The 18,800-nt window shown below is 69.6% G+C and carries 22 protein-coding genes and 1 pseudogene; 9 read left to right on the top strand and 14 right to left on the bottom strand.

Annotated elements, in window-relative coordinates; translation table 11 throughout:
• Window positions 1-44 precede the first annotated feature (44 nt).
• The gene (locus BM051_RS22575; RefSeq protein ID WP_166677823.1) at window positions 45-797 is read left to right on the top strand and encodes an anti-sigma factor; all 753 of its coding nucleotides are present in this window, start codon (window positions 45-47) and stop codon (window positions 795-797) included.
• A gap of 23 nt (window positions 798-820) precedes the next feature.
• A complete protein-coding gene (locus tag BM051_RS29215) occupies window positions 821-976 on the top strand; it encodes a hypothetical protein (protein WP_166677815.1) in 156 nt (51 codons plus the stop codon).
• Window positions 977-1,089: 113 nt separating this feature from the next.
• Here BM051_RS29215 and BM051_RS30045 read toward each other — a convergent pair whose 3' ends face one another.
• Both BM051_RS30045 and BM051_RS22565 read right to left on the bottom strand, forming a co-directional pair.
• Entirely contained in the window at window positions 1,090-1,842 is a 753-nt protein-coding gene (locus tag BM051_RS30045; RefSeq protein ID WP_243859725.1) for a heavy metal-responsive transcriptional regulator, read from the bottom strand.
• Complete coding sequence (locus BM051_RS22565) at window positions 1,805-4,087, bottom strand: heavy metal translocating P-type ATPase (protein WP_092534031.1); 2,283 nt, start codon at window positions 4,085-4,087, stop codon at window positions 1,805-1,807. The genes BM051_RS30045 and BM051_RS22565 overlap by 38 nt, the downstream gene beginning before the upstream one ends.
• Before the next feature lie 378 nt (window positions 4,088-4,465).
• On the opposite strand from BM051_RS22565, the gene BM051_RS22560 reads away from it, so the two are divergent.
• Window positions 4,466-5,185, top strand: a complete 720-nt coding sequence (locus BM051_RS22560) for a tRNA-dependent cyclodipeptide synthase (RefSeq protein WP_243859723.1) — start codon at window positions 4,466-4,468, stop codon at window positions 5,183-5,185.
• 25 nt (window positions 5,186-5,210) lie between these two features.
• Here BM051_RS22560 and BM051_RS22555 read toward each other — a convergent pair whose 3' ends face one another.
• From BM051_RS22555 to BM051_RS30035, 3 genes and pseudogenes are all read right to left on the bottom strand, one after another.
• A complete protein-coding gene (locus tag BM051_RS22555) occupies window positions 5,211-5,432 on the bottom strand; it encodes a heavy-metal-associated domain-containing protein (RefSeq protein ID WP_092534023.1) in 222 nt (73 codons plus the stop codon).
• Window positions 5,433-5,444: 12 nt separating this feature from the next.
• Window positions 5,445-5,810, bottom strand: coding sequence for a cupredoxin domain-containing protein (locus tag BM051_RS30040; protein ID WP_243859721.1), 366 nt, complete (start codon window positions 5,808-5,810; stop codon window positions 5,445-5,447).
• 70 nt (window positions 5,811-5,880) lie between these two features.
• A pseudogene (locus tag BM051_RS30035) lies at window positions 5,881-6,246 on the bottom strand (sulfite exporter TauE/SafE family protein); the annotation flags it as partial.
• Between BM051_RS30035 and BM051_RS22545 the strand changes: the two are divergent.
• From BM051_RS22545 to pspAB, 5 genes are read left to right on the top strand one after another with little or no spacing between them, the layout of a single operon-like run.
• A complete protein-coding gene (locus BM051_RS22545; RefSeq protein ID WP_243859719.1) occupies window positions 6,154-7,116 on the top strand; it encodes an alpha/beta fold hydrolase in 963 nt (320 codons plus the stop codon). The pseudogene BM051_RS30035 and the gene BM051_RS22545 sit on opposite strands and share 93 nt — an antisense overlap.
• 1 nt (window position 7,117) lies before the next feature.
• The gene (locus BM051_RS22540) at window positions 7,118-7,864 is read left to right on the top strand and encodes a PspA/IM30 family protein (RefSeq protein WP_208326001.1); all 747 of its coding nucleotides are present in this window, start codon (window positions 7,118-7,120) and stop codon (window positions 7,862-7,864) included.
• On the top strand, window positions 7,861-8,139 hold the full coding sequence (pspAA, locus tag BM051_RS22535) for a PspA-associated protein PspAA (RefSeq protein WP_092534020.1): 279 nt from the start codon (window positions 7,861-7,863) through the stop codon (window positions 8,137-8,139). Before BM051_RS22540 ends, pspAA begins: the two co-directional genes overlap by 4 nt.
• Window positions 8,140-8,143: 4 nt before the next feature.
• Window positions 8,144-9,055 carry a zinc metalloprotease HtpX gene (gene htpX, locus BM051_RS22530; RefSeq protein ID WP_092534017.1) on the top strand — a complete coding sequence of 304 codons (912 nt, stop codon included), beginning with the start codon at window positions 8,144-8,146 and terminating at the stop codon, window positions 9,053-9,055.
• Window positions 9,052-9,651, top strand: coding sequence for a PspA-associated protein PspAB (pspAB, locus tag BM051_RS22525; RefSeq protein WP_092534014.1), 600 nt, complete (start codon window positions 9,052-9,054; stop codon window positions 9,649-9,651). Before htpX ends, pspAB begins: the two co-directional genes overlap by 4 nt.
• 601 nt (window positions 9,652-10,252) lie before the next feature.
• On the opposite strand, the gene BM051_RS22520 is transcribed toward pspAB, so the two are convergent.
• Window positions 10,253-10,921 (bottom strand): SGNH/GDSL hydrolase family protein, encoded by a 669-nt coding sequence (locus BM051_RS22520; RefSeq protein WP_218151701.1) that lies wholly within the window; start codon window positions 10,919-10,921, stop codon window positions 10,253-10,255.
• Window positions 10,922-10,949: 28 nt separating this feature from the next.
• On the bottom strand, window positions 10,950-12,377 hold the full coding sequence (locus tag BM051_RS22515) for an MFS transporter (protein ID WP_134046319.1): 1,428 nt from the start codon (window positions 12,375-12,377) through the stop codon (window positions 10,950-10,952).
• 91 nt (window positions 12,378-12,468) lie between these two features.
• Here BM051_RS22515 and BM051_RS22510 point away from each other — a divergent pair, with 91 nt between their 5' ends.
• A complete protein-coding gene (locus tag BM051_RS22510; protein ID WP_092534005.1) occupies window positions 12,469-12,912 on the top strand; it encodes a winged helix-turn-helix transcriptional regulator in 444 nt (147 codons plus the stop codon).
• A 568-nt stretch (window positions 12,913-13,480) separates the two neighbouring features.
• Here the strand turns inward: BM051_RS22510 and BM051_RS22505 are convergent.
• The 7 genes from BM051_RS22505 to BM051_RS22480 form a co-directional block, all read right to left on the bottom strand.
• Complete coding sequence (locus BM051_RS22505) at window positions 13,481-13,927, bottom strand: cytidine deaminase (RefSeq protein WP_092534002.1); 447 nt, start codon at window positions 13,925-13,927, stop codon at window positions 13,481-13,483.
• Between the two features lie 668 nt (window positions 13,928-14,595).
• Window positions 14,596-15,180: a DUF6545 domain-containing protein gene (locus BM051_RS22500; RefSeq protein WP_092533999.1), complete on the bottom strand. Its 585-nt coding sequence runs from the start codon at window positions 15,178-15,180 to the stop codon at window positions 14,596-14,598.
• On the bottom strand, window positions 15,180-15,311 hold the full coding sequence (locus tag BM051_RS30385; RefSeq protein WP_279587065.1) for a hypothetical protein: 132 nt from the start codon (window positions 15,309-15,311) through the stop codon (window positions 15,180-15,182). The genes BM051_RS22500 and BM051_RS30385 overlap by 1 nt, the downstream gene beginning before the upstream one ends.
• A 173-nt stretch (window positions 15,312-15,484) precedes the next feature.
• On the bottom strand, window positions 15,485-15,910 hold the full coding sequence (locus BM051_RS22495) for a hypothetical protein (protein WP_092533996.1): 426 nt from the start codon (window positions 15,908-15,910) through the stop codon (window positions 15,485-15,487).
• Entirely contained in the window at window positions 15,910-16,422 is a 513-nt protein-coding gene (locus BM051_RS22490) for a hypothetical protein (protein WP_134046317.1), read from the bottom strand. The genes BM051_RS22495 and BM051_RS22490 overlap by 1 nt, the downstream gene beginning before the upstream one ends.
• A gap of 59 nt (window positions 16,423-16,481) precedes the next feature.
• Window positions 16,482-16,955, bottom strand: coding sequence for a helix-turn-helix domain-containing protein (locus tag BM051_RS22485; protein ID WP_134046315.1), 474 nt, complete (start codon window positions 16,953-16,955; stop codon window positions 16,482-16,484).
• Between the two features lie 316 nt (window positions 16,956-17,271).
• On the bottom strand, window positions 17,272-18,447 hold the full coding sequence (locus BM051_RS22480; RefSeq protein WP_092533987.1) for a cytochrome P450: 1,176 nt from the start codon (window positions 18,445-18,447) through the stop codon (window positions 17,272-17,274).
• Window positions 18,448-18,800 lie beyond the last annotated feature (353 nt).

Below are 18,800 nucleotides of genomic sequence, written 5' to 3'. Positions count from 1 at the left end.
GCAGGCACCATCCGGGGTCCGCGAACGAGCCCACCCAGGTCGAGATGGCCACGCTGACCGGCGGCTACGTCCTCAACGCGCTGTCCGATGACGAGCGGGCCGAGTTCGAACGACACCTGGCCACCTGTGAGTCCTGTGCGCAGGAAGTCATCGAACTACGGGAAACGGTTAGCCGGCTCGGCATGGCCGAACAGACACCACCCCCTCCCGACCTCAAGAACACCGTACTGGCCGAGATCGCCAACACCCGGCAGAAACCACCATCCACGGCACCCTCCAGCGGACCAACCGCGCACGTGGCTTCGACCAGGCCGTGGCACGTTTTTCTGGCGTCGGCGGCAGCTGTGGTCGCGCTCGCGGCGGCGAGCGTGCTCGGAGTCACCACCGTGCGCGCCCATACCGACCTACACAACACCCAGCACGCGCTGAGGCAGGCAGCCACCCGCAATGACGAAATTGCCGACATCGTTGGGGCCACCGACGCCCGGATGATCGTGGCGGTGGGCCCGACGGGAATGCGGGCGACGACCGTGGCCTCACAGCAACTCGGCAAGGCGCTGTTCCTCGGCGTCCGCGCCCAGCCTCCACCACTCGAGCACACCTATCAGCTCTGGTTCGTCGGCCAGGACGGTCTCGCCTCGGCTGGGTTGCCGCATCCCGAGCAGGACGGCCGCACCGTCCCGCTCGTCATCCAACTGCCCGCCACGGTCTCCGGCCTGGCCGTCACCATCGAACCGGCCGGCGGCTCCGCACAACCCACCACCGGACCCCTCCTGCAGATGACCATCCCCACCTAGGCCGCCACGCCCGGTTCGGACCCATGGGGGTGAGTGGCCTGTTCTACCTCGCCCACAGTCTGGACAAGGGGGTCGCCGACCCACGTCTGTTCGCCGCGGGCAGCCTCGCGGTCGCCGTCAGCGTCGTCGCGTTCGGCGTCACCGCCTCCCCCAGGCGCAACGCCTACGCCCGGTCCTGAGACCGGACAGGCATCAACGTCCCGACCGGGATGGAGGGACGATTCCGCCGACATCCCTTACACACCGAAGACGAAGAGACCGAACGGTCGTGCCGCGGCCGCTGCTGGGCGAGTCAGCGTGTTGCTTCCTCGATGATCTTGGATTCAGTGGGGTCTTGGGCCGGGTAGGGATTTTTTTCGAGGATCCAGCAGACGCCGGCTCGGTCGTGCGCGGTCGGCTGGCCACGTCGGGCGTGCGCGAGCAGCGTGTCCAGGTGGCTTTCCAGGGTGACCAGCTCGGCGATCTGTGCGCGTACCCGGTCCAGGCGCTCACTCAGGATGTCCCGCACATGGCTGCAGGGGGCCTCACCGCGGTCGTAGATGGCGAGGATCTGCCGGATTTCACGCAGGGACAGGCCGGCGGCCTGGCCTCGGCGGATGAACGACAGGCGCTCGACGGACTGGGAGCTGTAGTCACGGTAGCCGTTGGGGGCGCGGTCGGGGTCAGGCAGCAGACCGGCCTGCTCGTAGAAGCGGATGGTCTTGGTTGTGGTGCCGCTGCGTGCGGCGAGCTCACCGATCTTCATAACCTTCCATCTTACTGGAAGGTGTAGTGGTCGGCGTTCTGGACACGCCCGCGCTGAGGAGGGGTCGATCAGGACTCCCGCGGTGCGGCGCCTGATGTGTTCGCGATCGGCCTGGATCAGGTCCACTCCGTTCTCCTTGGCCCGTTGGAGCAGGCGCACGATCGGCAGCGGCTCGGAGATCTCCCGCTGACAGGGGACGCAGGTCTCGGTGTGCCGGCCGAACCGCGCGTGCTCGATCAGATCCAGGCTGCCGAGCAGGTAGCTACCGGTTGCGATGGTCTGCGGGCAGGCGTTGGTCACCGGTCTCCTCGCCCTCTGCCCCAGGCGAAGGCTGCATGTCGGAACGTCCGGGGCGGAAGCCGCGGCGGCCGAAGCGGGTGAGCCGGAGGCTGTTGGTCACCACGGTCACGCTGGAGAAGGCCATGGCCGCGCCAGCGAGGATGGGGCTGAGGAATCCCAGCGCGGCGACCGGGATGAGCACGCTGTTGTAGGCGAAGGCCCAGAACAGGTTCTGCAGGATGGTCCGGTAGGTGCGGCGGGACAGGTGGATGGCGGTGGTGACGCCGTCCAAGCTGCCGCTGATGAGGGTGAGGTCGGAGGACTCGATGGCGACGTCGGTGCCGGTGCCGATGGCGATGCCGAGGTCGGCCTGCACCAGCGCCGGGGCGTCGTTGACCCCGTCGCCGACCATCGCGACCCGGCGTCCTTCCTCCTGCAGCCGGGCGATCTCGGACAGCTTGTCCTCGGGCAGCACCTCGGCCAGCACCTGGTCGATGCCCACGTGGCGGGCGATGGCCTCGGCGGTGCGCTGGTTGTCGCCGGTGACCATGACGGTCCGCAGTCCGAGGTCGTGCAGGTCGCCCACGACATCGGCGGCGTGGTCCTTGACGGTGTCGGCGACCGCGAGCACGCCGCGGGCCTGCCCGTCCCAGCCGACGTAGAAGGCGGTCGCGGCCTCCTGCTCGAACCGCTCGGCCTCGGCGGCCAGCTCGGCCGGGATCGTCCAACCCTCGTCGGTCAGCAGGGACTGGCAACCGACGGCGACCCGGCGTCCGCGCACCGTCCCTGCGACACCGCGTCCGGTGACGCTGGCGAAGTCGGTGACCCGTGGGACGCCGATCCCGCGTTCCCGGGCGGCCGCGACGACCGCCTGCCCGACCGGGTGTTCGCTGCCGCTCTCCACGCCGGCCGCCAGCTCGAGCGACTCGGCGTTGCCCGCCGTGCCCACGAGCCGCATCGCGCCGTGGGTGAGGGTGCCGGTCTTGTCGAACACGACGGTGTCCACCCGGCGGGACTGTTCCAGCACCTCGCCGCCCTTGATCAGCACCCCCAGGGCCGCGCCCCGCCCGGTGCCGACCATGATGGCCATCGGGGTGGCCAGGCCCACCGCGCACGGGCACGCGATGATCAGCACCGCCACCGCGGCCACCAGCCCGTGCACCGGGTCGCCGCCGAGGGTGGCCCAGCCCAGCAGCGCCAACACGGCGACACCGACGACGACCGGGACGAACACGGCGGCGACCCGGTCGGCGAGACGCTGGATCGCCGGCTTGCCACCCTGCGCCTGCTCGACCACCCGCACGATCTGGGCCAGGGCGGTGTCCGAGCCTACGTTCGTCGCCCGCACCAGCAGCAGACCGCCGACGTTGACCGTCGCGCCGATCACCGTGTCCCCGACGGTCTTGTCCACCGGCACGCTCTCCCCGGTGAGCATCGACTCGTCCGCCGCCGAGGCGCCCTCGACGACCACACCGTCGGTCGGCACCTTCTCCCCCGGCCGCACCACCAGCAGCTGCCCGGGCTCGACCCGCTCGATGTCGACCAGTTCCTCGCCGCCGTCGTCCCGGCGCACCCGCGCCTGCTTCGCGCCGAGCTCGAGCAGCGCCGTGATCGCCCGCGACGCCCGGCCCTTGGCGCGGGCCTCGAAGTAGCGGCCGAGCAGGATGAACGCCAGGATCAGCGTGGCCGTCTCGAAGTACAGGTCGCCGCGCGGGTCGCGCAGCAGCTGGACGAGCGAGAACGTGTAGGCGGTCAGGGTGCCCAGCGCGATCAGTGAGTTCATGTTCAGCTGCCGGTGCCGCGCCCGGGCCGCCGCGTCGGTCAAGATCGGCCAGGCGAGCACGAACTGCACCGGCGTGGTGAGGATCCACTCGAGATAGCCGGCGACCGGGTTGTGGCCGTAGGCCATCGCGAGCACCATCACCGCGATCCCCAGCGGCCACGCCAGCAACACCCGCCACCCCCAGCCCCGCTGCTCGCGGCGGTGGGCGTCGGTGACGGCCTCCGGCGGCGCCTCGGGTTCCTGCGGGCTGAGCCTGTACCCCTGGTCCGACACCGCCGCTTCCAACGCCGCCGCGTCGGGTGCGGGCCCGTCGAACTCGACCACCGCCTGGGCGGAGCCGAAGTTCACCTCCGCCGCGGCCACCCGCTCCTGACGGGCCAGCATCCGCTCAATCCGCCCGGCACACGACGCACAGTGCATCCCCCCGACGGTGAACACCAAACGCTGGCGATCCGTCTCGGGCCGCTCCTGCTGCAGCGTCATACCCACCTCCGGTCGCTCGCCTCGACCCCCATGGTGAACCTTGCAGCGCACTGGAAGGTCAAGCCGGCCTGACGTCCCGGGGATACCCGCACGGCCTTCGGCACAGACGCCGAGCGGGGATGCGGCGGTTCGGTGAGCTCGAAGTCGCGGTCATGGCGTGGCCGGCGCGGGCGAGACCGGCGCGACAACCGCGACGAGGTACGCCGCCGTCCGCCGAGAACCACCGGAAGCGCGCCGCGGACGTGGCGAACAGAGCGCCACCGATTGGGTACTCGGCGCTTGACATTCCAGCGTACTGGATGGTTCATCCTGGCGCCGAGTCGCCGGGGTCGCTCGCCCCTGGCGGCGCCTCCCTCTCGACTCAGCGAAAGGCGCGACGTGCCCTTCCATGTGCGACCGCTGTCGATCCACTGCCGGCAGCCACTGACTCACCGAACGCATGTCTGTTTCGGGATCAGCCCCTTCAACAGCTACTTCACCACCGAGCGCATCACCGACCTGGCTCGCTGGGGGCTCGACGAGTTCGGCGCGATGCACTTCTTCGTCCCGGACGTCCCGGCGGCCTACACGTTGGAAGCGCTGGGGTATCCACCGGAGCGGGCCGCGCACAAGGCCCGCCGCCAGGGGCAGTACCTGCGCAACAAGATCGCGCGCGCGTTGTCCCAATTGGGCGTGCACCACCCCGATCGGCTGATTCTTGGCTGGTCGGAGCTCGACGCCAACCGGCGGTACCGCCGGCTGCTCGGTGAGGCGCAGCGCCTGTTCGACCGCGAGCCCGACTTCCAGGCGGCGTGCCTGACCGCGTCTCGCTGGGTCCTGGACAAGCGCCTGGCAGCCGGCGCCGCCCCCACCGACGACCAACTACGAGCCGCTGTCCGCTACTTCCTCGCCGAGCTCCCGCTGTTCGCCGACACACGGAGCATCGTCGGTACCCCGTCGTCGGTGTTCTGCTACCACCAGTGCATCCCGTTCCTGCACCAGTTCTACCGAGGGGAGCTCCCCTGGCGGCCCATCGCGGGTCAGGGCTTCGCCGTGCTCACGCCCACCCCCTCCCCCGAAGAACCCCGCCGTCCACTGACGGACGGGCTCTTGGTGTGACAACGGGGTGATCGGGTCTACGCGGTCAGGCCATGGGCGAGGCGTGGTAGCCCAGCTCGTCGATCGTCTGGATCACCTCCTCCGGGCTGCTCAGGCTCGCGTCCAGCTCGACCGTGCTCCGCCCCTGTTTCAGGGTGGTCCGCGTGCTGAGCACACCGGGTAGGTCGTCGAGGGCGTCGTCGATGAGCAGGGCGCAGCTGCCGCAGTGCATGCCCTCGACGCGGAGCACAATCGTGGTCGTGGCCATGGTGGACTCCCTTCAGACGATGGTGATGACGCCGGTGTACATGCCCATGCCGCACGCGTAGTCCAGCCTGCCGGGCTGGAGCACCCCCAGCTCGACGCGGGTCTCGCCGTGGACCGGCAGGACCTTCTGCTCGCCGCGGATGACGAAGGACCGCACGCACCCCTGCGCGCCGACGGACTGCACGACCAGGGTGGTGGGCACCCCGGACCGGACCTGAACGTTCTCCGGGCTGTAGGAGCCGGTGCGCGCCGTGATCACGGCCATCTGCTGTCCGCCCACCACGGTCGCCGCCGCGACGTCGGCCGGTGCCCCGGAGAAGCCGACGGTCTGAGCGACCCGGCTGGCCGCCCACGGCGAGCCGGCGAGCTCCAAGGCCACCGTTGAGGGTGTAGAGGCCCATGGCCAGCACCACCAGCCCGGTGACCGCGGCCAGCCGACCCCGCCACGCGGTGGCGGACTTGCGGGCTGCGTAGCCGAGCACGGCGAACAGCGGGCCGGTGCCGAGCACGAACACGGTCATCGTGGCCGCACCCACCAGGGCGGAGCCGGAGGCCAACGCCAGCGCCTCGACCGACAACGTCACCCCGCACGGGATGAGCACCGTGGCCAGGCCGAGCAGCGCCGGTGCCAGCGCGGCCCGCGAGCGTGCTCGGTTGCGCACGATCCTCATCCAGGAGATCGGTGGCTCGATGACGATGCCGCGAAAGCCCGGCACCCCGAGTTGAGCCAGGCCGAACACGACGATCAGCAGGCCGGCGGCGATCTGCAACCACGTACGCGCACCGACCGACAGCTCCACCGCGCCACCGAGCACGCCCAGCAGCGCGCCGAGCAGGGTGTGCGAGACGAGCTTGCCGGCCAGGAACCCACCGACCGGGGCGAGATCGTCGCCGAGCTGGGTGCGCCACCCCCGCGGCTCGGCGGTCAGCAGGGCCCGCTTGCCCTGCCGGGCCTCGGCGGCCCCGCGGGGAGGCGGCTGCGGGCCGATCCGCTGGCCACCCGGGTCCTGGACTCGAGCAACCCGGTGGTCGTGCTGCTGCACGGATTGGTGGCCTCGGGCGACTACTTCGGCGCCGCGTTCGACGAGTTGGGCAGGGCCGGGGCCCTCGTGGTACCCGACCTGTGGGGTTTCGCTGCCTCGAGGCGCCCGCCCGGCGGTGATCCCGCCGAGTACGGGGCCGCCGCGCACCTGGCGGCGCTGGACGCGATGCTCGCCGTACTTGGGCTCACGAACCGGCCGCTGGTGATCGTCGGGCATTCGATGGGTGCGACGCTGGGCATGCGCTGGGCCGCCCGCCACTCGACGACCCAGGCGGTGGTGGCGTTCTCGCCCGCCTGGGCAGCGCCGATGTTCCGCTGCTGCTGGCCCACGGCGGCGCCGACCCCGTGCCGGAGCCCGGCCACGCCGCCGCACTCGCCGAGTCCGCGCCGTTCGTGCACGTGGCCACCCATCCCACCGGGGGCCACGATCTTCCACTCACCCACCCCGACTGGTGCCGGAGGCAGATTCACCGCGCAAGCATCGACACGCCCGCGATCTGAATCGCCAATCGAGAGCGCGTTTGCTGAGCGCGCAAGACGGGAACGCCCATTGTGTGGCCTTCGCCCGGCATCTACTAGCGTGTATAGTAGATCGTTCGGTGTCGTTGCCGCCGCCGAGTCGACCACAGAGGAGCTGCAGTGAGATGGGTTTGATGCAACGGCTGTCGATGGTCTTTCGGGCCAAGGCGAGCAAGGCTCTCGACCGGGCCGAGGACCCCAGGGAGACGCTGGACTACTCCTACGAGCGGCAGCTCGAGATGCTCCGGGACGTCAAGCGCGGGGTGGCCGACGTGGCCACCTCCCGTAAGCGGGTGGAGTTGCAGGCCCAGCAGCTGCAGCAGAAGGCGGAGAAGCTGGAGAGCCAGGCCCGGCAGGCGGTCGAGGCCGGGCGGGAGGACCTCGCGCGCGAGGCGCTGTCCCGACGGTCGGCGATCAGGCCGCAGTTGGAGGGCCTGCGCACCCAGCACGAGCAGCTGCGAGCGGAAGAGGACAAGCTGACCCAGGCGTCACAGCGGCTGCAGGCGAAGGTCGACGCCTTCCGCACCCGCAAGGAGACGATCAAGGCGACCTACACCGCCGCGGAGGCGCAGACGAAGATCGGCGAGGCCGTGTCGGGTATCTCGGAAGAGATGGGCGATGTCGGGCTGGCGATGCAACGCGCCGAGGACAAGACCCTGCAAATGCAGTCGCGGGCCGGGGCGATCGACGAGTTGCTGGCCTCCGGAGCCCTCGATGACGCCACGGTGTCGCGCGATCCGATCCAGGCCGAGCTCGACCGCGTCACGGCCGACGCCTCGGTCGACACCGAGCTGTCCCGGATCAAGGCCGAGCTGTCCTCGGGTAGGCAACCCGCGTCGTTGGAGGCGCCCAAGCGGGAGGAGAACAGGTGATCGTGCGGATTCTCGGCGAGGGCCAGTTCGACGTGCCGGACTCGGCGCTGGACACCCTCAACGAGCTCGATGACGCGCTGGTCGCCGCCGTGGAGGCAGGCGACGACGAGGCGTTCACCCGCGCGCTGGGCGCGCTGCTGACAGGGGTGCGTGCCGCGGCGGCGCCGCATGACGTGGCGGCGCTGGACAGCTCGGACCTGATCCTGCCGGGCCCGGACTCCACGCTGGCCGAAGTCCGCGAGCTGCTCGGCGATGACGGCCTCGTGCCAGGTTGAGCTGATGGCACGCACGCGCTTTCCGGCCGACCGCGGCCTGGCGTCGCGGATGGTGGTCACGATGTTCCTGCTCGGCCTGCTCTACGTGGTGTTCGTGGCCATCATCATCGCGCTCGGCACCTCGGCGATCGTCGCCCTGCTCCTCGCCGGCGGCCTGCTCGCCGTCCAGTACTTCACCTCCGACCGCATCGCCCTGGCCGCGATGGGCGCCAAGGTGGTCAGCCGAAAACAGGCACCGGAGCTGCACGCGGTCGTCGACCGGCTGTGCGCGATGGCCGACATGCCCAAGCCGCGGGTCGCCATTGCCGACGCCGACATGCCCAACGCCTTCGCCACCGGACGCAGCCCGGATCACTCGGTGGTGTGTGTGACCACGGGAATGCTGCGGCGGCTGGACGAGCCGGAGTTGGAGGCCGTGCTCGCGCACGAGCTCTCCCATGTGGCACACCGGGACGTCGCCGTGATGACGATCGCCAGCTTCCTGGGACTGGCCGCCGCCCTGGTGGTGCGTTTCGCCTTCTACGCCGGCCTGTTCGGTGGCATGGGCCGGCGCGGCAACCAGCAGGGCCCGCCGGTCGTGCTGGTGATCATGCTGGTCTCCGCCGTCGTCTACGGGGTCAGCTTCCTGCTGACGAGAGCGCTGTCGCGCTACCGCGAGCTGTCGGCCGACCGAGCGGCGGCGACGGTGACCGGCAGGCCGTCCACCCTGGCGGCGGCCCTGGTCAAGGTCAGCGGTGAGATGAGCAAGATCCCGACCCGCGACCTACGCACCGCCGAGCCGCTCAACGCGTTCTTCTTCACCCCGGCGCTGGCCAACGGGTTCAGCCTCTCGTCGCTGTTCTCCACCCACCCACCCCTGCAGCGCAGGCTGGACCAGCTCGCGCGCATCGAAGCCGAAAGCGGGCCGGCCACATGAAGTTCCTCGACGCGCTGCTCGGGCGCACCAAGCCGAAGCAGCCCGACCTGGGCGCACTCTTCGCCGTGACCGGCGCGGCCGTCACCATGCAGGCCGCCGTCGGCCTGCGACCCTCCGGCCAGGCCGCGGTGGCGTTCAAACCCGCATCGGCGCAGGCCTTCGCCACAACCAGTCAGGAGCTGATGGAACTCGCCCGCTACAGCGGCAAGGCATCGGGCACCGACCTGCGAACCGTCGACGACGAGTACGGCTACCGCTGGATCGTGCTGGACGATCCGGACCTGGAAGACCTCGTCACCACGGTGCACCTGGTCAACGCCGGCCTGACCGAACAGGGCTTCGGCTCCCAGTTGCTGTGCTCGGTGTTCGGGTTCGTCGCCGAGAACGACGGATCGGCGTGCCACCTCGTATACCTGTACAAGCGGGGCACCTTCTACCCGTTCGCACCCCGCGCTGGCCAGCGCCGGGACAACGAGGTGGAGCTGCGGCTGCGCAGCTCCGTGGACGGCGAGCTGCCCGTCGAACCGGACCTGGGCCGATGGTTTCCTCTGTGGGGACTCCCGCTGGACGGTGGTGCCGTCACCGCCGAGACCTGACACGGTCCCTCGTACCCGTCGGCGTGTGGGCGATCCCTCGCGTGCTCGGTCACGCGCCGGAGGGTCCACCATGGCGGAGACGCCGTCGGCCTTCGGCAGTGGACGTGGTCGGGCCACATCTTGTCGATCTCGGCGTTGAGCTCCGCGCCGAGCAGCACGGCGAGCCGCGGCCCCGGGCAGATCCCGGCGCCACGGACTGCGCACCGGCACGCTGAGGTGGTAGAGGCTCGCGAGCGCCAGCACGAGGCCACCGCGACCGCCGGCCAGTAGGCCAGTTCGATCAGGACGGACGTGGCCTGGGTGCGGGAGCCGGCCGGGCCAGATCGACCAGCAGGTCGGGCCGAGTACGGGCACCGGGAGGAGGACGGCGCCGACGGCGAGGGTGCCGGGATAGCGGCCGAACGCGAGCAGTCTGCCCTTCCAAGCACTGCGCAGGTGTGGCATGTCGTAGGCGATCGTGATGGTCCGCACGTATCGGACGCGGGCTGCCGCGCCGGCGCGTGCCCTTGGTCGAGCTGCGCGACGTGCTACTGGATCGGGCGACCACCGGACCCGCGCGGGAGGCGGTGTGGCGGCAGTTGGTGATCGCCGCGCAAACTGGTCACCTGGGCTTGTATCCGAGTTCGCCTAGGCGCGCTCCGAGCGTCTCTGTCAGCACGCTCGCGATGATCGCCTGTCCCGTCGTGGCGAAGTGGATCCGGTCCTCGCTGAGCAGGTTCGGCCGGTCGTTGAGTGAGTGATCCCAGCAGTCGGCGACGGCGGCGTCATACTCTGCCGCCAGCGTGCGCGTGATGTTGTTGAGGCGGGTGACGCGGTCGCTGAAGCCGGGGACGGCGGGGATCACGAAGGCGCGACCGAGTGTGAATACGCTCAACTGAGCGCCCGTCCTGGTTGCCCATTCGTACATCGCGCGGAGGTTGTCCTCGATCCGGCCCCAGTCGGGCTTTCGCCGCATGATGTCGTTCGCGCCGCTGTTGAGGTGCAGAAGATCCGGGCCGAACTCCTCGATCCGCTTCGCCTGCTCTTGGAGTGCCTGCGCGGTGGTCACGCCGACCCTTGCCGTGTTGAGGTAGGCGAGGTCGGGATGGACCCGCCGTAGCACGCGCTCCACCCGAGCCGGCCATCCGAGGTTTTCGTAGCCCGGCGTCGCGTCCCCGACGCCGAGCGAGAGGCTGTCGCCGAAGACGCCGAATCGCCGCCATGGGGCGCCCGCGAGGATTCTCGCGCCTTCCTCTGGCGAGAGAACGTCGGGGTCCGTGTCTTCGGTCAACAGTTGTGGCTCTGTTGTCATCGTTTCCTCACTCGTCCTCGGCGTGGCGGCTTTTGTGCTGCCGGATCCGGAGTGCGGTCACCGCGCTGATGAGCACCAGTGCGGTGACGAAGATCCAGCCGTCTTGGAAGGTGTCACCGGTGTGCAGGGTGGCCTGGCTGCCCAGGATCGCCACGAGCCCGGCGACTCCCAGGGCATAGCCTGCTTGGCGGGCGGTGTTGACCACCGCGCTGGCCGTGGCGGTGTCCGCTTGGGCGAGGTCGGCGGTGGCGGTGCCGATGAGGGTGGGCATGGCGATCCCGATCCCCACGCCGATGATGATCCAACCGGGGAGGATGTCGGTGGCGTAGTGCGCTCCGCCCTGGGTTGCTAGGAGCAGCGAGCCGAGTCCGAAGATCGCGAGGCCTGCGGAGACGACGAACCTGGACGGCACGCTTGCGGCCCAGCGCTGGGTGAGGGCCGCGAAGAGCGGCACGGCCAACGGGCCGGGGACCAGGGCTAGCCCGGCCTGTAGCGGGCCATAGTCGGCTGCTGTCTCCAGCCACAGTGACACGCTCAGGAAGACGGCACTGAAGGCGCTGGTGAAGATCAGGATCGTGATGTTGGCGACGGTGAAGCTGGGCACGCGGAACAGCCGCGGTGACATGATCGGCACCGGGTGCGTCCGGACGCGGTAGGCCAGCAGCGTCAAGACCACCACGGTGACGCCGGCGGTCAGCAGCATCCGCGCCGAGCCCCATCCCCAGTCCTCGACCCTCACCAGGCCCAGTGACAGCGCGCCGACCGCGACCGCGACCGCGACCGCGCCCACCGGGTCAGGAACACGCGTACGCGAAGCCGGCGCGCCCTTGGGGAGCAGGCGTGCGGCCACCACAAGCGCGATCAAACCGATAGGCAGGTTGATCAGGAACGCCCACCGCCACGAGGTCTCGGCCAGCAGACCTCCGATGACCGGACCGAGCGCGCCCGCGAACGAGGAGCTAATGGCCCAGACTCTGACAGCGCCGGCACGACGCGCCTCGGGGAGCACGCTGAGGATCAGCCCGAGACTTGCCGGGGTCAGCACCGCCGCACCAGCCGCCTGGACGACCCGGAAGGCGATCAGGAACGCCAACATGGGAGCTGCCGCACATCCAAGGCTGGCGATCGTGAACAACCCCAGCCCGACAAGGAATCCTTGTTTCCGGCCGTACCGGTCGGACAGGTTGCCCGCCGGGATGAGACAGGCGGCGTATACGACGATGTAGGCGTTGAGGACCCAGCTCAGTCCGGCCAAGGAGGATCCCGGGTAGGTCTCGCCGATCGATTCGAACGCCACGTTCACGATGAACAGGTCCAGCATCGTCATGAACGCGGCCACGCACAGCAGTGCTGTGGTCTTGGTGGCGGCCTCGGGTGAGACCTCTCTGCTCGGACTGGTACACGGGTGCTCATCGGCGGTCGATCCCTGCGACACGAACTCCTCCGGAGTGAGTTGGTTTTTCAAACTGTCGACAGCCTTGCACAGTCGGTTTGAAAACGCAACCCACTAGGGGGATGATGGGAGCATGCCGACAGCACCCGCAGCGAAGACCCCCAGGGACTGCACGATCGCCGACGCACTGGAGGTCGTCGGCGATCGGTGGAGTCTGCTCGTCGTGCGTGAGCTCTTCTACGCGCAGCGGCGGTTCACCGAGATCGCGCGCAACACCGGCGCCCCGCGCGACATCCTCACCGCGAGACTGCGGAAACTGGTCGAACACGGCGTGATCGCCCGCGAGCAGTACAGCCAGCGACCGGCGCGCTACGAGTACCGACTCACCGACGTGGGCCGGGCGCTGTCACCGGTGCTGCTCACACTCAAGCGATGGGGCCACGAGCACCTCAGAAAAGGCCAAGACCCCGTGCGATTCGACCACTCATGTGGGCATGAGTTCGTGGCCGAGGTGCACTGCGCAGCATGCGGAGACACGCTCGGACCCGGACAGCTGACTCTGGAATCCAACGGGTAGGCCCTCGACTCTCAGTCCGAGCCGGCTACTTGGCATACGACACTGCCCCCGCCGCTGCACCCAAACGCCAACAAACGTCTTGACCCGCAACAGCTGGCCATCACCCATCCCAAACCCCGTCTACGGCGACCAGCGGTCACCGAACGTGTTGGCGAACGCGTTGACTACCGTCCCACCCCTGCCCACACCGTCCGCGGCGCGTTGCCCCAACGTCCGAGGCCGGCCACGTCGGGTCCACCCGCCTGGCCACGTTGATCGAGTGCGGCAGGCCGCAGTACGGGATGGGTCGCATCGACACGTCCGGACGTGCCGCCGACAAGTCCTCGCTGCGCGCGCTGGACTGCTCTCCGGGCCAGCGGCCGAGTGTCACCGCGATCCAGCAGGCGGTCGTGTCGTACGTCGACCCGGCGGACGTGTTGCCGGCCCAGGTCCAAGGCGGATGTGGTGTTCGCGCCGTCGACCGAGTGCTGCTGGCCTGCTCCCTGGCCCACACCAGGAGCCGCACACGACAGATCAATGCGTCGGAACGTTGTGCCCGCCACGCGGCGGAGTCGTGTGCAGCGGACGATCAAGAACGGTGTCGGTCGCTGGACGGCCACCCGCCGTCAGTTGCGAAGTGGCTTCCCCAGTAATACGGGTGCAGGTCGGCCAGCCGAAGCGACATCCAACCGCCGGGTTGACCATCGGTAGGGACCGCAACCTGAACATCAGGACCCCACAGGGCGAGGCGTTCCTGGCAAATACCGCAGGGTGCCAGCACCACGATCGAACCACGGTCACCGTCCCGGCAAACACACACCGAGGCGGCGACCTGCCGATTCAGCGTGTAAGCCTGGCACAACGCTCCGACCTCGGCACACAACACCGCCCCAGCGTTGAGGTTGTCGAGACCAACGCTGGTGATGACCTGGCCATCGTCAAGATACATCGCGGACGTGACGGCCCAACCAGCGGCCGGCCACCTTCGGTTCAGCAGGCGAACGGCGGCATCCACGAGCCGTTCATCGACGATCACCGCTTCATCCTCACACATCCCTGCCCCCGACCACAACAGAATTTGACCAGCCGGCGACTGCTAACGTTCGGCGCATGATTATTTCCCGATCGGGACATATCGCCGATTTAGGGGTTCATTCCCCGCTCGACCCAGAATCGGTGAGATCTCCCGGTGCTTCGCCGCTGATCCCAGCGCCCTCGACTCGACGGCCGGCGGGACACGTCCGGATCTGCCGTTCCTGCCGCCCCATGGCCGGCGCCGCGGCTGGCCGACCTGATCGACCAGCGGCCGCGCCACCCTGGGCGGCGTTGTCCTGGACCTCTCCGGGCTCGATTCGCTGGACCCCGACGGCCGCCCGGCTCGGGGACCTCCTCGACACCAGCACCACCGCGGACGACACCCCTACCGGCGTCCCACCGATCGAGGTCGCCACCGGGCCCGGCGCTGTCGCCGTCGGCCTCCTCGTCGCTCGCTGACGTAGACGCGATGGAGAGCGTGCCGCTGGCGGAGCGGGGGGAATGGCTCCGCCAGCGGCACCGGAGCGGCGGCACCAAGGGGGGAGGGATGCCGGCCAGCCCCGACGAGGCTCCCGCTCCGCGGTCAACTCACCTCGCACGTCCTAGGATGACAGAGCCCGTGCGCTCGAAGGAAGCTGCGAGCAACCTGGTTGCACCCGGTTCCTGTGGTCAAGGCCGGTCGAGGGAGGCGCGGTAGTCCTGTCGAGTGCGAAGTACCACCGGCGACCGGGTGAAGGCGCGGGCGATCGCGACCAGCATCCGCACCTGTGCCCCGCGGCTCGGTCCGGGATCCCGCCTCGGGAGTGGTGGGGAATCCGCCGCGCTCACGGCGACGGGGTACGGAGCAGCCTTCGCCGTGTCGAGCGCGCTGGCGATGCGAGCAGCATCAACCGCGGCGTCCCGTCGCTCCCCCGTCAAGCCAACGGCGTCGGCATGCTCCTCGGCGATCTGCTCCATTCGGGGGTCAAGGTAAGGCTGCAGGTAGCGGCACCAATCGAGGATCTCGATCACCTGGCGATACGCGCGGCGGCGGACCGCAACCGCATCCCGGGCGCGCCGAGCCCCACCGCCACCCCGCTGACCACACACTCCCCGACCCGAGGAGGAGGCTCCGAGCGAAAGCGACGGAAGAGCCACCTCCGGCGCCAACGGCCGCAGCGCTGACCACAGCGGCCGCAACCGGATGCCGGCGTAGGCGTACAGCGCCGCGTCCATGGCAGCGGGCGCGGCCGACATCGCGAACCCGATCATCATCAGCGCGCCCCCAGCGACGCGAACAGCGGCGCCACCAGCACGTTCAGCACGTAGGTCGGCCCCTCGGCAAGGCCGATCCAGGCCGACGCCACCGCGACCGCCTTGCCCGCCGAGTAGCCCAAGGCGATCACCGCGCCGAGCCCCAGCGCGCGGATCCCCCCGCCGCACCCACCGCACCCTGCTGATCGCGGGCCAGGCCTGTCGGCACAGCAGCGCGACCCGCACCAGGCTCGCACTGTAGGTCGCCAGGTAGACCGCGAGAAAAGCCACCACCACCGGGTGCCGGGCGTAGGTGAAGTCGAAATCAATCGGGTGTGCCACGTCGTGCACCGGCGCTCGGATGAACAGGCCGGCCAGCACGGCCAACACCACCACGGTGACCAGCACCGCGCACCGCACGCACCTCTACGCGCCGCGCCTCTGCCGAGGCCAACTCGCTGTGCGGGAGCACGATGCTCACCGTCCACGCCCACATCGCCATGCAGCAGGTGGTGATCGCCCCGTAGACGATCAACGTCGCGACGTTCGCCGCGCCGGTCCACCGACCGATCGCCAGGTACATCGGTGGCGTCGCGGCCAGGAACCCGACGCCGGCGCAGAACAGGGCCACGCACATCGCCCACAGGTCCAGCCGCCACGGCTCCCGGGCCGCGTCCCGTAACCGCCACCCGGTCGCCACCACGAACGCGCACCCCACGACCGTGTACAGCACGCCGAGCAACCCGGACATCAGCTGTCCCCGGGCAACATCAGCCCGTCAGCCCAGGTCCGCAGCAGGTGATGTCCGATCCACTCCTCGGTCGGCAACACGTCCAGCAGGCGATTCCCCACCAGGTACGTCGCCGCGATCTCCGCAGCACGCTCCTCGGCAGTGCTGTGCGTGATGCGCCCCAGTAGCCGGCGAACGTCCGCGGGCTCGATCTCGGGCGCCAGCATTCGCAGCGTGTCGTCGGCGCCCAGCTCCGTGCCGCGGTGTCCCAGCAGCAGGTGCGACAGCTCGTGGGCGATGGTGTGCAGCACCCACATCCGCCACCCGTCGGCGTAGCACAGCACATCCGCCTGACGGGTGATGAGCACCGCGCCGTTCACCGGGCACGGCAAGGTCACGGGAACCAGCCGCAGACTCTTCCGCCGCTCGTCGCTGAGCGCCTGGGCGAGCTCCTGTACCGGCACCCGACCCGACACGCCCAGCGCGCGTAGCCGCCGCCGCACTGTCCTGATGGGATCCGATGTGGCATCCATCGAGCTCAGTGTCCCGTCATCGCCGGACCACGCCAGCACTCGCACCGGCATGGTCGTCCTCACTCATCACCCCAAGTCTGCCGACCACCCTCGTCGCCTGTGCCCTCGCTGTCGAGCACCTGCGCCACCTGCTCGTACAGCACCCGCATCACCGCCTCTTGCTGTGCGCTCGTCAACGGTCCCCCTCGCAACAGAACCGCCTCGACCTCCGGGAACCCGCGGAACACCTCCGCGAGCTGCTCCACCCCCCGACGCTGCCGAGTGGCCTCCCGCGTCGCCGCATAGTCGGTCAAGCTGTCCACGCTCACCCCGAAGAAGCGGGCCAACGCAACCAAATGCGCCGCCGACGGATTGGCCTTCGTCCCCCGATACAGATCGTTCAAATACGTGCTGGAGATGGAGACGTCGCACTCGTCTCGGATGGCTCTACTCAGTTCGCGAAACGACACCCTCGGTTCGTCCGTGCCATCCCGCTCCGGCGGATAGCGGGCCAGCAGTAGCTGGCGAAACGCCTTGGTGGAGAACCCACTCATGATCACTCAACTTCCGCCCAGTGCCATGGCCGTCCGCCCACCAACCGTCAAGCTGTCCGCGATAGTTGACAGCCCTGGTAGGAGGCACCGTACGCTGTCCACGTCACCACCTCAAGCTCGCGGACAACTCACCTCGCGCGCAACGAGGCCGTGACAGGGCCCCGGAGCCCCGCACCGCGGCCGTTCGCACGCGTGCGATACGACCAACCCCCATGCGGGGGTCCGACGGGTCCGACACAAGGGGGGTGGCTGGAGCGGGGACTGTACCCGCAGTGGGACGGGTCCCCGCTCCAGTGAGTTGTTCCTGACGAACACCTCATCCTGCCGCCCGGCCGGTCCGTAACGTGACCTCAGTAGGGCCGCGGTGTCGAAACCCCGATCGCCACGCTCGCACCGGTTCCGCAGGCGTCATGCCTGGCCATCGCGCGACAGCCCGGCTGAGCAGAGTGCTCAGCACCCGCCGCACTATGTGCAGCCCTGCGCAGGTGTGCGGGCCGTGCCCCAGGCCCAGGTGAGGGTTCGGCTGCCGCGTCAGGTTCACGACCTCGGGATCGGTGAACACGGCCGGATCGTGGTTGGCCGCCCCCAGGCCGAGCAGCACGGTCTGCCCCGCACGGATGCGCGTGGTGCCGATCCACAGATCGTGCCGGGCATACCGGGGGCCGGCCAGCAGCTGCGGTGACAGGTACCGCAGCAACTCGTCCACCGCGGTACCCCAGTGGTGCGGATGGGCACGCAGCCACTCGCATCGGTCGGGCTGGGACGCCAGCAGCCACAGCCCGCCGGCGATCGCGTCCATGAGCACCTCGTACCAGACGAACCACAGGTAGAACAGCAGGCTCACCAGCTCGTCCTCGTCGAGGGCGCCCCGTTGGTAATACTCCTGCAACCGGGCGACCAGACCCCCGCGCGGAGGGTTGGCCATCGCCTCGGCGATCACCTTCCGCATCGTCCCGATGCTGTCCCGCGCGGGGCCGCCGCCGTCGACCAACGTGCCCTGCGCCCATGCCCGGAGCCTCGCCACGTCCTCCCCCGCCAGGCCCAGCAGATCACCCAACGCTCGCGCCGGAAGGGGCACCCCCAGCGCGGCCACCACCTGGACCTTCCCGCCAGCCTCCGCCGCGTCCAGCACGTCCTCCACCAGCATCTCGAGCCGCGGTTGCCAGGCCTCCACCCGACGGAGTGCCAGCTCAGCGGTCACCAGGCTCCGAAGCCGGGCGTGCGCCTCCGGAGCGGCGTTGAGCAGGTGCGCCGTCAGCGGGCGCGGCAGGACGAAGCCACGGTAGTCCGCCCCGCGCGCGTCGTGATCATGGGTCGACAGTGCCGCGTTCGCCAGCCCTGCCCTTACATCGGCGTACCGGGTCACCAACCACGCCGGCGGTCCGTCCGGAGTCCGCACCCGATGCACCCCATCACCCTCTGCCCGCAACGCGGCCAACGCCGGCCATGGATCCGCGGCGAACCCAGCTTCGAACACCTCCAGTACCTCCATGGCCTCACCTTCCCATCGCGACGGCCCCGCAGTCGCGATGCCGTCAGGGCATGGCCGCGAAGGCCGCTCCGACGTGGGCGGCTGGTAGGGGACCGCGGTGACCGATGTGGCTGGCGTTCCCGGCGAGGAATCGGACCGTGCGCGGGGTCTGACGAGCGGGTGTAGGCGCGGAGCTCGTCCAGCTGGCGCAGCCGTTTCCGCACCCAGGAGAAGTGGTCGGTGATCGGCCTGGTCAATACCGGGTGCACGGCATCCAGGCCGGCATCCTGACGAGCCGTGGTTGTGTCCGGTTGAGCAGCCGGTGGCTCTGACTAGCTACGCGACTCACGAATGGCCCGCTTGTAGAGGCCTGC

The sequence above is a fragment of the Amycolatopsis arida genome (genome assembly GCF_900115565.1).
GTDB lineage: Bacteria > Actinomycetota > Actinomycetes > Mycobacteriales > Pseudonocardiaceae > Yuhushiella > Yuhushiella arida.
The sequence above is the reverse complement of the archived record's forward strand: the minus strand, read 5'-3'. Positions and strand labels throughout refer to the sequence as shown.